The organism is Hyella patelloides LEGE 07179 (assembly GCF_900659865.1).
Lineage (GTDB): Bacteria > Cyanobacteriota > Cyanobacteriia > Cyanobacteriales > Xenococcaceae > Hyella > Hyella patelloides.
The window spans coordinates 1-13095 of sequence record NZ_LR213820.1; the positions used below are offsets into that span (position 1 = coordinate 1).

The 13095-nt window shown below is 37.6% G+C and carries 9 protein-coding genes and 1 pseudogene; 4 read left to right on the top strand and 6 right to left on the bottom strand.

The genetic code is table 11. The features are described from left to right. Positions 1–546: 546 nt before the first annotated feature. Entirely contained in the window at positions 547–2052 is a 1506-nt protein-coding gene (locus H1P_RS10820) for a site-2 protease family protein (protein ID WP_144867079.1), read from the bottom strand. 256 nt (positions 2053–2308) lie between these two features. On the opposite strand from H1P_RS10820, the gene H1P_RS10825 reads away from it, so the two are divergent. Then, entirely contained in the window at positions 2309–4375 is a 2067-nt protein-coding gene (locus tag H1P_RS10825) for a transglycosylase SLT domain-containing protein (protein WP_144867081.1), read from the top strand. A 319-nt stretch (positions 4376–4694) separates the two neighbouring features. Here the strand turns inward: H1P_RS10825 and H1P_RS39310 are convergent. Together H1P_RS39310 and H1P_RS37375 are read right to left on the bottom strand one after the other, a co-directional pair. Next, positions 4695–5027 (bottom strand): annotated as a pseudogene (locus H1P_RS39310) (ISAs1 family transposase); the annotation flags it as partial. Between the two features lie 133 nt (positions 5028–5160). Then, a complete protein-coding gene (locus H1P_RS37375; RefSeq protein ID WP_222427015.1) occupies positions 5161–5382 on the bottom strand; it encodes a transposase family protein in 222 nt (73 codons plus the stop codon). 515 nt (positions 5383–5897) lie between these two features. Between H1P_RS37375 and H1P_RS10835 the strand changes: the two genes are divergently transcribed. Next, positions 5898–8045 carry an intein-containing RctB family protein gene (locus tag H1P_RS10835; protein ID WP_144867083.1) on the top strand — a complete coding sequence of 716 codons (2148 nt, stop codon included), beginning with the start codon at positions 5898–5900 and terminating at the stop codon, positions 8043–8045. A 100-nt stretch (positions 8046–8145) separates the two neighbouring features. Here H1P_RS10835 and H1P_RS10840 read toward each other — a convergent pair whose 3' ends face one another. Beyond that, positions 8146–8514 carry a hypothetical protein gene (locus H1P_RS10840; RefSeq protein ID WP_144867085.1) on the bottom strand — a complete coding sequence of 123 codons (369 nt, stop codon included), beginning with the start codon at positions 8512–8514 and terminating at the stop codon, positions 8146–8148. A gap of 249 nt (positions 8515–8763) precedes the next feature. Here H1P_RS10840 and gloB point away from each other — a divergent pair, with 249 nt between their 5' ends. Continuing rightward, positions 8764–9537: a hydroxyacylglutathione hydrolase gene (gene gloB / locus H1P_RS10845; protein WP_144867087.1), complete on the top strand. Its 774-nt coding sequence runs from the start codon at positions 8764–8766 to the stop codon at positions 9535–9537. A gap of 94 nt (positions 9538–9631) precedes the next feature. Here gloB and H1P_RS10850 read toward each other — a convergent pair whose 3' ends face one another. Together H1P_RS10850 and H1P_RS10855 are read right to left on the bottom strand one after the other, a co-directional pair. Beyond that, positions 9632–10195, bottom strand: coding sequence for a DUF2808 domain-containing protein (locus H1P_RS10850; RefSeq protein WP_144867089.1), 564 nt, complete (start codon positions 10193–10195; stop codon positions 9632–9634). Positions 10196–10428: 233 nt separating this feature from the next. Beyond that, on the bottom strand, positions 10429–11820 hold the full coding sequence (locus tag H1P_RS10855; RefSeq protein WP_144867091.1) for a hypothetical protein: 1392 nt from the start codon (positions 11818–11820) through the stop codon (positions 10429–10431). Between the two features lie 269 nt (positions 11821–12089). Between H1P_RS10855 and H1P_RS10860 the strand changes: the two genes are divergently transcribed. Next, positions 12090–13076 (top strand): glycosyltransferase, encoded by a 987-nt coding sequence (locus tag H1P_RS10860; RefSeq protein ID WP_144867130.1) that lies wholly within the window; start codon positions 12090–12092, stop codon positions 13074–13076. Positions 13077–13095 lie beyond the last annotated feature (19 nt).

Sequence of the window (13095 nt, forward strand, 5' to 3'; positions counted from 1 at the left end):
ATTGGCGCTCGCTTCAAATGTTTGAGAATCTGTAATTCTACATCCATTGCCCTCTCTACCTCACAGCTTCTAAATATTTCTTCTATTGTAGTTCAAATTTCGGAAAGTGACAGAAGAGGGATATAGCGTTACGGATTTAGCTTAGGACATTCTGCTTGAGAGTGTAAATTCATTCCTGTCTTGGTCAGCGTTCCCTTGCGCGACGGCTTCGCTAGTCCTTTAGGGCCTGACGGCGACGCGGGGTCTGACCGCCATCCTTTATGCGCGACGCGCGATGCCCTAAAGGACTTCCTTCGGTCGCGCGATGCAGAGCGAGTCCTAAGGCGGAAGCGGTATCCGTGATAGGCATCCTTTATCCTTACGAGCAGATAGCTAAACTTTGTCCTAATCTAACTTTGTACGGCTATATATCCCTTTTATGTCACTCTCCAAATTCAAGTAATAACGAATAAAACAAACTCCTCTTGCCAAAAATAATTTCAAGGGATATACCTAGTTTCTAATTCTTGATTACTAATTAACTCTGCATCTATCAAATTCCCACTATCAGCCACCAATACCTAAACTACCCGCCAAACTAGGACTTAAAGGAATCAAAGTAGCCAACATTAAAAATAATGCCAGTAAACCCCAAGCAGCCCTGGTATCATCAGGTTCAGTAAGTTCATTGAGAACAGGGCGTTCTAAATCTCTTTGCAAAAATAAAATTAAGATTGCCCAATACAAGGGAATCGGATTACCAGGATTAGCTAAAGTAATAATTCCCAGAACTATCAGAGTAGCAACCGTAGTGCGTCGAGCGATTTTTCTACCATAAATGGCATGAACTACTCTTCCTCCATCTAATTTACCCGCAGGAAGCATATTCAAAGCAGTAATCACCAAGCCTAACCAGCCCACAATTACCAAGGGATGAACATCAACAATGGTTTCTTGTAAAGTAGAACCAAAAATTACTCTGGCTAAGCTACCAACTAAGATGGATGCTTGAAAAAATTCTGTAGGTAACTGAAAAATGCTACCAGGATGAGATATTACCATTCCCACAATCAGTAATGCCAGAGAGATTAATCCTCCCAACGCAGGTCCTGCTAGAGAAATATCACATAGAGCAGTACGATTAGGTAATAAAGACTCAAAGCGAGTAATTGCCCCAAAAGAGCCTATTTGCCAAGTAGGGAGGAAAAAAGGCACACTTATACGAACATTATTGCGTTGTGCAACTACCCAGTGACCGACTTCATGAGCAATTAAAACCGCCCATAATCCCAAACTAAGGGGTATTGCTTCTTGGTAACGTCCCCAGTTACTAAAAAGATCGAAGCCTAACAACAAGCCTGATGCTTCTAAGCTAGTGACAATAGTAGAAACAGCCAATACCAAAGCTAAGTTTTTTTGGGCCAGAGTAGCCGGTTGAGGATCATTTTTACTAGGAAGGATCACCACTACGGGCTTTTCTTCAGGGCTTTCTACTAAAAACAAACGATACTTTTCTCCTAATTCCACTTTTAGTTTTTCAGACATCTTGGCGTGAGCGGTTTCTGGTTCACCACGAAGATTTCCTTTGAAAATTGCCCCTTCTTGATAAGAAATGGTTTCTACGGCAAAAAAGCTATCAATACCAAAGATACTTTTAATTTTGGCTAAGTCTTCGTCAGGAATCGGTGTTACTTCTACGGATGCTGTTTGTTCATTACCAATATCTGCTTTGATATTGGGCTGATTTTCTCCTTGAGCTTCGGCTTTTAGGCGTTCGGCTGCTTTTTGCTGGATGATAATATCTTGTCCTGCTTCTCTTAATTGTCTGCCTATCCAGATATACACGCCGACAGAAATTAAGAGTAACGCCAAAATTCCTACTAAATTAAGATATATCCCTAGGGCAAACAAAGCAAAAAAGACTAGCCAGGGAGCCATTAGCACTACAGACTGCAACCAAGCCAAAATTCCTAACTTACCGTAGGCTTTTGAACGGTTATAACTCCAAGTGAGGATGGCAAAGGCAGCTAAAACAATAAGAAATATAGCAGTAGATTCCGATCCAGTGAACATTAGGCGATTAACTAAGGATTTTTGGTTGATTGTTGTACTGTTGATTGTGACACAATTCTCTGACCTGAAGAAACTTAGTTTTAATGATTGGGAGAGTTGGGAAAGTTGAGGGAGTAGAAAAGCTCAAGCGTCTAGCTATTAACTAATACTTCACCTTTTGTCTTTGTTTCTTAATTTAAGTACAAACTGTTAAAAAAAAGTTAAATTAGGGAATAATACCAGTAGTATCAAGCTCCCATAAGACAAACAATTAGCTATGCAGAAATTTTTTAGTAGTAAAACTTCCTTAGCCGTTGGCATTGGGTTAGCCTCTTCTGTAATCATTGGTTCTATTGGTTCGGCATTACACTTTAGAGATCGAAGCGATCTTTCTTCTTCATCGGTTGCTGTTGCTTCTAATGGCTCTTTAGAAAATGGACGAAAAATTCTGGCTTCTGCATCTGATTTAATTGAGCAAAATCAGGGAACACAAGCTTTACAACAGCTAAAAAATTTAGAAAAAAATTATCCTCTGCTTGCTCCTTATATTTTGTTAAAACAGGGTAAGGCGCACAATGTCACCCTAGAAAAAGCCAAAGCTCAAGCAGTATGGCAAAGACTAATTCAAGAGTATCCCGATTCCCCTGCTGTGGCAGAAGCACTATACTTATGGGGACAAGAAAACCCTGTTTATTGGGAACAAGCAATTAAGCAATTTCCCCAGCATCCCCGCACTCATCAGATAATTAGAGAATTATTAGCAAAGAATCCCAATCAGCCGAAATTAATGACTATTTTGGTTAAATACGACCCCGATGATCGCAGAAATCCGCAAATAAGCGATCGCCTTGTGGCAGAATATAGCAGTCAGCTAACTCCAGAGGATTGGGCAGCAATTGGTAATATCTATTGGTTAAAGTGGGACTATGGTAAAGCAGGAAAAGCTTATGCTAAAGCACCCCGTACACCTCGTAATCTTTATCGTGCAGCTAGGGGATATCATTTAGGTAACAGCAAGCAAACTGCCAAAAATTATTATCTTCAGCTAATTAATAACTATCCCAACGCATCAGAAACAGGTTTAGGTTTACGTCGTTTAGCTAGTATCGTTAAGAAAACCGAAGCGATTAAATATTTAGATATAGCGATCGCAAATTACCCTGAATCAGCAGCCGAAGCACTACTGGAAAAAGCCACAATACTCGATGCTTTAAACAGCCCCGTTTCGGCAAAGCAAGCTAGAGAATTAGTTTTAACGCAACACAAAACTTCCGATGCAGCAGCCGAATATCGCTGGAAGATTGCTAGTAAAAAAGCCAAACAAGGTGATTTAGTAACCGCTTGGCAATGGGCGCAACCAATTGCAGTCCACAACCCAGATCATAGTTTTGCCCCCAAAGCTTCCTTTTGGATTGGTAAATGGGCACAAAAGTTAGGGCGTAGTGAAGATGCAACAACAGCTTTTCAAACTACCTTAACTGCTTTTCCTCGTTCTTATTATGCTTGGCGATCTGCGGTAGCGTTAGGTTGGGATGTCGGTGACTTTAGCACAGTTCGTAATTTACAGCCTCAAGTTGTCCCCTCAACTCAGTTTGTCCCTCCTGGAGGTTCTGATATTTTCCAAGAATTGTATCAAGCAGATTTAACGGAAGAAGCTTGGGGACAGTTTCAAATGGAAATTAGTGGTAAAGAGGAATTAGATGTTTCAGAAGAGTTTACCCAAGGTTTAATGAGGCTACATCGCGGAAAAAATCTTAGAGGAATCAATCAGATTTGGTTTTTGAGCGACAGAAATCATCCTGAAGATCGACAGCAATGGCAAGCTTTAAAACAAACCCCTCAATACTGGCAGTCTTTATATCCTTTTCCTTATTCTGATAGCATTCTCAAATGGTCACAAGATCGCAATCTCAATCCGTTATTAGTAACTTCTCTAATTCGTCAAGAATCACGCTTTGAACCTGAGATAGAATCCTCTGCGGGTGCTTTAGGTTTAATGCAGGTTATGCCAGCCACAGGTAAAAGTGTCGCCCAACAACTAGGCTTACAAAGTTACTCTTTAATTAACCCCGAAGATAGTATTAAAATAGGCACTTTTTATCTCGATTATACCCACAAAAAATATAGCAATAACTCTATGTTAGCGGTAGCTAGTTACAACGCAGGACCTCATAAAGTAGCCCAGTGGGTAAATCGATATGGCTTAAAAGATGCTGATGAATTTGTGGAAAAAATTCCTTATCGGGAAACAAAAGGCTACGTTGAATCAGTGTTTGAAAATTACTGGAATTATATGCTGGTTTACAATCCTGAAATAAGCAAAATGTTGAAAAATATCCAGTAAATTAGTTGCTAATACAGATCGAGATTAATTTTTACTGTATGGCTCGCTATACTTAAATATGACTCCAAAAGGAAGAGAATTTCTTGATGAATTAAATCAATTCTCTTCCTTGTAGCACAAGTAATTATTTGTTGTTAACGTCAGTTCGGGTTAAGGCTATTTTGCTACTCATTCTAGGAAAGAATAGGAGTTACAGCCAATGAGAAAATAGGGGTTTTCGCTTATCAAGTGTGAGCGAGAAGACCCCCTCATGATAGTAGGGCTGTTTCATTCTCGAACCAAGAAATGCGATCGTGAATAAAACAAGCATCAAACCAAATTAATGGCAAAAAGAAAGCAACAATGGTAAATTATTGCTCATATAGTCTAACGCCTCGGTCAACGAATCAAAACCGTGAACTCTTAATAGGCTAAGAACCCAGCTTTTTATCAAAGAAATATTGGTTGATGCTTTCCCCTTGAGTACTGGACTAGTATCTTCTTGGGTTACAACATCCTTAACCCAATGCCAACGATTCTCGATACCCCAATGTCGGCGAATACCTTGAGGAATAAGTGAAGAAGTTGGCGGTAAAGAACTAATGTAATAAGTCGCCGAATCCGATTCGTAATCGTGATTACCTCTTGTTCCCGAACGAAAAATTTTAATAACGCTATGGACTCCTACCCATTGAGAATCAAGACTAGGTGGAGGAGAAAATACTTCTACAGTTCGATGTGTAAAAGGTCTGAGCTACTGCCTCATAGTCTAAGCTCATCATCACTCTTCTGATGGTCGAGTAAGATTACACTCTCGCTTGTGGAATTTTCAAAGTGTCAATTAACTGGCGACGATGCCGTTCGACGAATCGACCTAAACCTCGGTATCCCCAGTAACCGCTCATGATTCCTAAAATCATAATTAGCAAAATCAGCCATAATGGATGTCTTCTACCGCTAGAATCGCGTTCATCAGGGATTTGTTTGAAATAGTCAATTAAGCTTTTATCTAAGTTTATTGAAGTCATTGCACGGTCAAATTAAGCTTTTACTTTAATTTACCTGACTTTAATTAAGAATGAAACAGCCCTACGTGTTGATAGGTGGTTAATTTCCACCTTTTTTTTTAAGATCTTTTCTTAGTAAAGATAACGCTAATTAATCCTCTGATAAAACCAAAGAAAGATGTAGATAGAATAAATGCTGTTAACATCAAACCAATAGTTGTAAATCCATCACCCAAATTATATATTTTAGGGTATTGTTCATAAGATTTATCTCTATAATTTTTTACAATAGTAGTGGTAAGAATAACAAGTATAACTCCTAGACAACTTCCATAGCCAAATACTGAGATGAAATATTCACAACCTTTATATTTTGCTTTTTACTCTGATCTAATTAAATAGAATAAATATTAAATATAATGCAGTAATTATCTAGAGCGATTAATATTAAATAAGAGATTTTTTTCATTTAAACATAAATTACTTTTGCAACATAACAATTGTCAATATATTACCTGTAATTAGCACTATATCTCATGCCTTACGAACACCTAGATTTATCAACGCCTAAACCTGTATTATCCTGGGCAAACCACGAACTAGACAGTAGAGAAACTCAGATGGCACAAAATGTCGCATCTCTACCCTTTGTATTTAAACACGTTGCTTTAATGCCTGATGTTCACTTAGGAAAAGGTGCGTTAGTTGGTTCAGTTATTGCGACTAAAGATGCAGTTATTCCTGCTGCTGTGGGTGTCGATATTGGTTGTTTCACAGGAGATACATTGATTCCTGTTGCAGATGGTGTTAATTATTCTCTTCAAGAATTAGCAGAAAAAGGAGCATCAGTAAATGTTTATTCTTGTACCAGTAGTGGAAAAATTGTAGTTACTCAGGCTATTTCGCGTTTGACCAGACGCCATGCTTCTTTAGTTAAAATAGTCTTGGATAACGGAGAAGAAATTAAGTGTACTCCTGACCATCAATTTATGTTGAGAAACGGTACTTATCAAGAAGCAAGCAATCTTAAAATTGGAGCTTCTTTGATGCCATTTTATTCTAAAACAGACAAAGATGGTTACACTTTAATTCAACAAAATTATTCTGGCAGATGGCAAAAAGCGCACTGGGTAGTAGTACGCTCTGGATTGTTAGGAGAAATTCCTAAATTTGTCGGACAAAGAACAATAATTCATCACAAAAATTTTAATCAGTCGGATAATCATCCTAATAATTTAGAATTTATGGGTCATAAAGATCATTCTGCTTATCATCGTTCTTTAGTAGAAAGAAATAGTCATTGGCAATCTCCAGAATTTGAAACTACTAGAAAGAAAGCTTTAGCAGCAAAAGCAAAAACTCAAGAAGGCTATGAATTTTATGCCCAAAGAGGAACTAAAAATATTCTCAAATATATGAAAGATAATCCTCAGCATTTTCTCAAAGCTGTTGCGGATAATGGTGTAAGAGGAAAAGAATATTTAGTCAAGTATAATCAAAGTCCTCAAGGTAGAAAAAAAAGTAAAGAAATAGCTAATCGTTTGTATACTTGTGATACTTGTGGAGAACAAATCAAAAGCCCTATAGGACTTCATAATCATCGTAAATATGAACATGGTTATAACCATAAAGTTATTGCGGTGATACCTCTAGAAGAAACAGAAAATGTTTATTGTTTAAGTGTTCCTGAATATAATAACTTTGCCTTAAGTGCAGGAGTATTTGTACATAACTGCGGAATGGCTGCGGTAAAAATGCCGTTTCAACAAAATCAATTAGAAGGAAAACTGAAAAAAATTAGACGCGATATTGAAGCTGCTATTCCCGTAGGCTTTAATGATAATAAAAATATTGAGAAAGCTGTTACTAATTGGCAAGGTTGGAGAGACTTTAAAGAATTACATTCAGGAGTACAAAGACTAGAAAATAAGGCACTTAAACAAATGGGTTCTCTTGGTGGAGGAAATCACTTTATCGAATTGTGTCTTGATACTGATGGTCAAGTATGGTTAATGTTACACTCTGGCTCACGTCATATTGGTAATCAATTAGCACAATGTCATATTGCCACAGGAAAAGAATTAGCAAAACTCGCTGATAATCAGCTTCCCGATTTAGATTTAGCCTATTTTGTCAAAGGAACATCAGAATTTGCAGCTTATTGGCGAGATTTACAATGGGCGCAAGACTACGCTAGATTTAATCGCGATGTCATGATGGAGCGTTTTAAAACCATTGTGGAAAAGCATCTCGCAGGAGGGAAACCCACTAAACCTTTATTATCTGTTAATTGTCATCATAATTATGCAGAACAAGAGCATCATTTTGGTGAAGATGTTTACGTAACTCGTAAAGGTGCAGTTAGAGCCAGAAAAGATGATTATGGGATTATTCCTGGTTCAATGGGAGCAAAATCGTTCATTGTTAAAGGAAAAGGGCATCATGATAGTTATTGTAGTTGCTCGCATGGCGCAGGTCGCTTAATGTCTCGTAGTAAAGCAAAAAAATTGTTTACTGTGGATGATGTAGTCAAACAAACCCAAGGAATTGAATGTCGTAAAGATAGAGGTGTTATCGATGAAATTCCTGCTGCTTACAAACCTATTGAAGAAGTAATGAATCAACAACAAGATTTAGTAGAAATTGTGGCTACTCTCAAACAGGTAGTGTGTGTTAAAGGTTAAATATTATCTTCCCGACTTTTAAACAAAGATTGATAAAGTAACCTGTAGGAAGATATAGAGATCGCCCTACTCACAAAATAAAAGATCGAGATAAATTTGGTTATCGATAATATTTTTTTAGAAGATTGATTCCTGCTTTAATTCCATCAGCAAACATACCAATCGTCCAAGATATTATAAAAGTAATTAAAAAACCAAGAGATTTGCCTGCTGACGAGCCTATTGGACTACTATAATCGAGAGGAATTACGAGATAAATAATCCAGCCTAATACAAGCCCTACTAATGAACCCTGTAAGCCCCCTAAAAAACTTTTAGAAATAACCTTTATAAATAGGGAAAATACTTTTTGCTTATTTTCGATAAATGTGTAGCTCGATATTGCCAAAATAGTACCGATTATTAAGGAACAGATGACTGTTACCGAAATCCATATTTTGATGATATTTATAATTAATATTACATTCATAAGTAGGAAAAATATCCTGAACGAGAGCGAACATATAATCAACTTATAATAACTATATGTTTATAGATATTCTTTTAGTATAAAATAAATAAAATCAAAAAAATTACGACATACTTTTATCATTAATTCTGTTTTTTCTTCTCATAATAAAACCGAAGGTATATTGTCTAATAGTTAATATCTAGTCAAAATTAAGTTGCTAAAAATACGCTAAATTAAAATAATAGTAGCAATGATAATTCAAGACTAATGAAAATTGAAAGAATACCCGCGCTGTCTGATAATTATATTTTTCTGATGTGGGATGAGCAACAAAAAATTGCAGCCGTTGTCGATCCTGCTGAAGCTAAACCAGTATTAAATAAATTACGAGAAATAGGCGCGGAGTTAGTAACTATTTTCAATACTCATCATCATAGAGATCATGTAGGGGGAAATCGACGTTTAATGCAAGATTTTCCCGATCTTTGCGTTTATGGAGGAGAAAAAGACAAAGGAAGAATCCCTGGACAGCAAGTATATTTAACCGAAGGGGATACTGTAGAGTTTGCAGGAAGACAAGCAACAGTATATTTCATTCCTGGTCATACCTATGGACATATTGCTTATTATTTTCCTCCCGCAGTAGAAGGAGAAACAGGAGAATTATTTTGCGGTGATACTATCTTTGCAGGGGGTTGTGGACGCTTATTTGAAGGTACACCAGCCCAGATGGTAGATTCGATTGGTAAGTTGCGTCAGTTACCCGATAATACCCGTATTTGGTGCGCCCACGAGTATACTTTGAATAATCTGAAGTTTGCAATTACTGTAGATAAAGATAATCCCGTATTACAAACTAGATTAAAATCAGTCAAACACGATCGCGATCGCAATATTCCTACTGTACCTTCTCTTTTAGGTATTGAAAAGCAAACTAATCCTTTCTTACGTTGGGATGCTCCTGCTTTACAAGCTGTAGCTGGTATAGCCGAACCTGCTAGGGTTTTCGGAAAAATTCGGGGAATGAAAGATCTATTTTAGGAACGAGAAATTATTGATTAAGGTTTTGAGTGGTTAGTAATTGATTACTCGCTACTTACTATTTCTTCCTGCTTCTTTTGATAAAACCACAGTCTTAATGTGGGAAAAAGCCATCATTTCCGCGATAGAAGTGTAATCTTCCAGCACCTAAATATAAGCCTTGGGGGTTATTTCCTTGAGGGAATGCTGTAACACCAAAAAGGTATACACCATCGTAAAAAGGATTTCTTCTCGGTTTTAAACCGACAGTGAAAGTTGTACCAGGAGGGATCGGGTTTTCCAAGAGAACCATAATTTCTCCTGTGTCTTCATTTTGTTGGACAATAGCGATCGCTATTGAGTCTTCTCGATCTCGATTAGTTCCAATATAAGCTACTGTATCTTCTAATCGAAACTTGATATTTTCTTGTCCTTGACGTTGAGCGATCGCAATTTGTTGTAAATTCGTTCCTGCATCTTCAGGTAATTCGATATTAAAGTAATACTTAGCATTTCTAACCCGAACACCATTGAAAGTAACAGACGCACCTAATAAACGGGGTGCTTTACTAAAATAAGCAGTATTGATTTCTTGTGCTATTGTGGGGCTAGCGAATATAACGCCACTAGAAAATACAAGAAAAAAAGGGATCGATACTAAATTCCGAAAACTTTTCATCACAGCTAATCCTCCCTAATAAATAGGAGAGAAGCAAATTAGATTTTCCTCCCTTATTATTTATAACCAAAATTGTGATGATGCGACATCTCTTGAATTGTTTCTTCAAGTAAAAAGCAGGAGAAGCAGAGCAATTAAAGAATTAAAAAGATGTGATACTAATCAGCCACATCATCATAATTTTAGAAATTTACCCGTAATTTTGTCGTTAAATCACCTTATTTGCTCTCTAGTTATTCGGCTTTGTCTTGAGTGGGGTCTAAGATATAAGTGGGTTGTTCGTTGAAGTGATTCCGTTTTGTTTCGGGAATCTTTTCTAGTAGATCGTCAAGGTTTGGCATGTTCTCGGTTGTTGGTTCGGCTTGGTCTTGAGTGGGGTCTAAGATATAGGTGTGTTGTTCGTTGAAGCTATTTCCTTTTGTTTGGGATTTCTTCTCTACTAGATCGTCAAGGTTGGGCATTTCCGTGGTTGTTGGTTCGGCTTGGTCTTGGGTGGGGTCTAAGATATAGGTGTGTTGTTCGTTGAAGCTATTTCCTTTTGTTTGGGATTTCTTCTCTACTAGACCATCAAGGTTCGGCATTTCCGTGGTTGTTGGTTCGGCTTGGTCTTGGGTGGGGTCTAAGATATAAGTGTTTTGCTCGTTGAAGTTATTTCCTTTTGTTTGGGATTTCTTCTCTGTTAGACCATCAAGGTTCGGCACTTCCTCGGTTGTTGGTTCGGCTTGGTCTTGGGTGGGGTCTAAGATATAAGTGTTTTGCTCGTTGAAGTTATTCCCCGCTTTTTTTCGGATTTCTTTTATCCCATCATTAATTTTAGGTAAATTGGGAGTACTAGGGCGAGCATTCATATCCGATACTTGATTTGGTCTATTAGTTGTGCCATCTACGTTAGGGGTTTTAGGAAGACTCAATTTAGGATCGATCTTGTTAAATTTTTTGCTTACTCCTTGCGTTGCATCATCGGTGTTAGGCACATCAGAATTATCAAGCTCAGCACTCATGTACCGTACTGGATTCGATCTATTCACTGTGTCATCGAATTTAAAAGTCTTGGATGTATTGGATTGTCTTCTGCGACGATTTGCCATCGCTTTTTTGTCTGTACCAGTAGCCATACCATTACTATCACGATCGCTAGCAGATGATGAATTTCCAATTCCAAGACCTACTAGCTCTTTCTCAGATCTAGTATAATCAGAAGTTTCAGTCTTAGAGGAAAGCCCTTTTTTGATCAGAAATGCCAGTAAAGGTATTAACAGACCTAAAGGTAGTAAAAGCAATAACAAATTTCTCGATCCATTTTGGGAAGTAGGTGCAGCCTCTGTGGTATTGGTTATTGCTTCTGCGTCAGAATTAGTGGAAGTTACTTCTGCTATTGCACCCGAATATTTTTCGGCAAATTTTTGTTCGAGATTGCGATCCATCTGTTTCCGCTTTTGGCGATCGCTCTTTGGCATCACAGAATCTTCGGTAACACTATCGGGTAGAGACAATGTAGTTTCATTTTCTGGAGCTTGAGCAACTATCAAGTCTTGATGATTAACAGCGCGGGTGGGTTCGATATAAACTCCAAGGCTCAATAGTAGAGCCAAAGTTAGAGGAAAAGTCTTTTTCTTGTTTAACACGATATTTTACTTTTATTCTTGATATGGCTGTACATCAACCTGAGTATATATTCGGAACATCTCCATTAATGTTAATAAAATCCAGTAATTTTACCGATTACATTTAGCAAGATAACAAAAACATACTGATCCAGACTGTGCCTAAGATTGCAAGTTCCTTGGTTTATAAATTTCAGAACAAGATTTTGTGAAATATTGTTAAGCATTTTGAGTGGTACAATATACCCCTTGCGAAATTACCCTTGGGCAAAGTAGAGGCTATGGGAAAAATCAAGAAACTGATTATTCAAATCCCTTGTTATAACGAAGAAGCAACACTAGGATTAACTTTGTCTCAGTTACCCCGTCATTTACCCGAAGTTGACGTTGTTGAGTGGTTGATTATTGATGATGGTAGTCGCGATCGTACTGTGGAAGTTGCTCAAGCTTGTGGTGTAGATCACATTGTTAGTTTTAGGCGTAATCAAGGTTTGGCTAAAGGCTTTATGGCGGGAATCGAATTAGCTCTCAAAGCTGGCGCAGATATCATTGTTAATACCGATGCTGACAATCAATATTGTGCTGATGATATCCCAAAATTAATTCAACCCATTATTGAAGGATCGGCAGACATTGTAGTCGGTGCTAGACCAATTCAAGAAATTAAAGATTTTTCCCCTGTAAAAAAGTTCTTGCAAAAATTAGGTAGTTGGGTAGTTAGAGTTGCTAGTAAGACCAATATTCCCGATGCGCCTAGTGGTTTTCGGGCTTTTTCGCGGGAAGCAGCCTTACAGCTTAATGTTTTTAACGAATATACCTATACTTTAGAAACTATTATTCAAGCAGGACAAAAAGGAATGGCGATCGCCTATGTGGCTATTCGTACTAATGGTTATCTTCGTCCTTCTCGTTTGGTAAAAAGTATTCCTGCTTATATTCAGAGATCGATTATTACAATTGTTCGTATTTTTATGACCTATCGCCCCCTACAATTCTTTATGCTGTTGGGGAGCATTCCTTTTAGTGCTGGTTCTCTCTTATGTCTGCGTTGGCTAATCTTATTTTGGGGCATTATTGGGGATAATCCTGCTAAACCCCGCGTTCCTAGTTTGATTTTGGCTGCAATCTTAATTTTAATTGGGATTCAACTCTGGATATTTGGCTTAGTTGCCGATTTAATGTCTGTCAATCGCAAATTACTCGAAGATGTTCAACTACGTCTTCGTCGCCAAGAATGTAATGGAAAATCAGAAACTAACACCAAGGTTTTAAATTAAATTAGTAATTAAGGAAATT

Excerpts from the sequence above, each read along its gene's own strand:
- H1P_RS10820 (WP_144867079.1), bottom strand. The coding sequence starts at position 2,052 with ATGTTCACTGGATCGGAATCTACTGCTATATTTCTTATTGTTTTAGCT.
- H1P_RS10825 (WP_144867081.1), top strand. The coding sequence starts at position 2,309 with ATGCAGAAATTTTTTAGTAGTAAAACTTCCTTAGCCGTTGGCATTGGG.
- H1P_RS37375 (WP_222427015.1), bottom strand. The coding sequence starts at position 5,382 with ATGACTTCAATAAACTTAGATAAAAGCTTAATTGACTATTTCAAACAA.
- H1P_RS10835 (WP_144867083.1), top strand. The coding sequence starts at position 5,898 with ATGCCTTACGAACACCTAGATTTATCAACGCCTAAACCTGTATTATCC.
- H1P_RS10840 (WP_144867085.1), bottom strand. The coding sequence starts at position 8,514 with ATGAATGTAATATTAATTATAAATATCATCAAAATATGGATTTCGGTA.
- gloB (WP_144867087.1), top strand. The coding sequence starts at position 8,764 with ATGAAAATTGAAAGAATACCCGCGCTGTCTGATAATTATATTTTTCTG.
- H1P_RS10850 (WP_144867089.1), bottom strand. The coding sequence starts at position 10,195 with ATGAAAAGTTTTCGGAATTTAGTATCGATCCCTTTTTTTCTTGTATTT.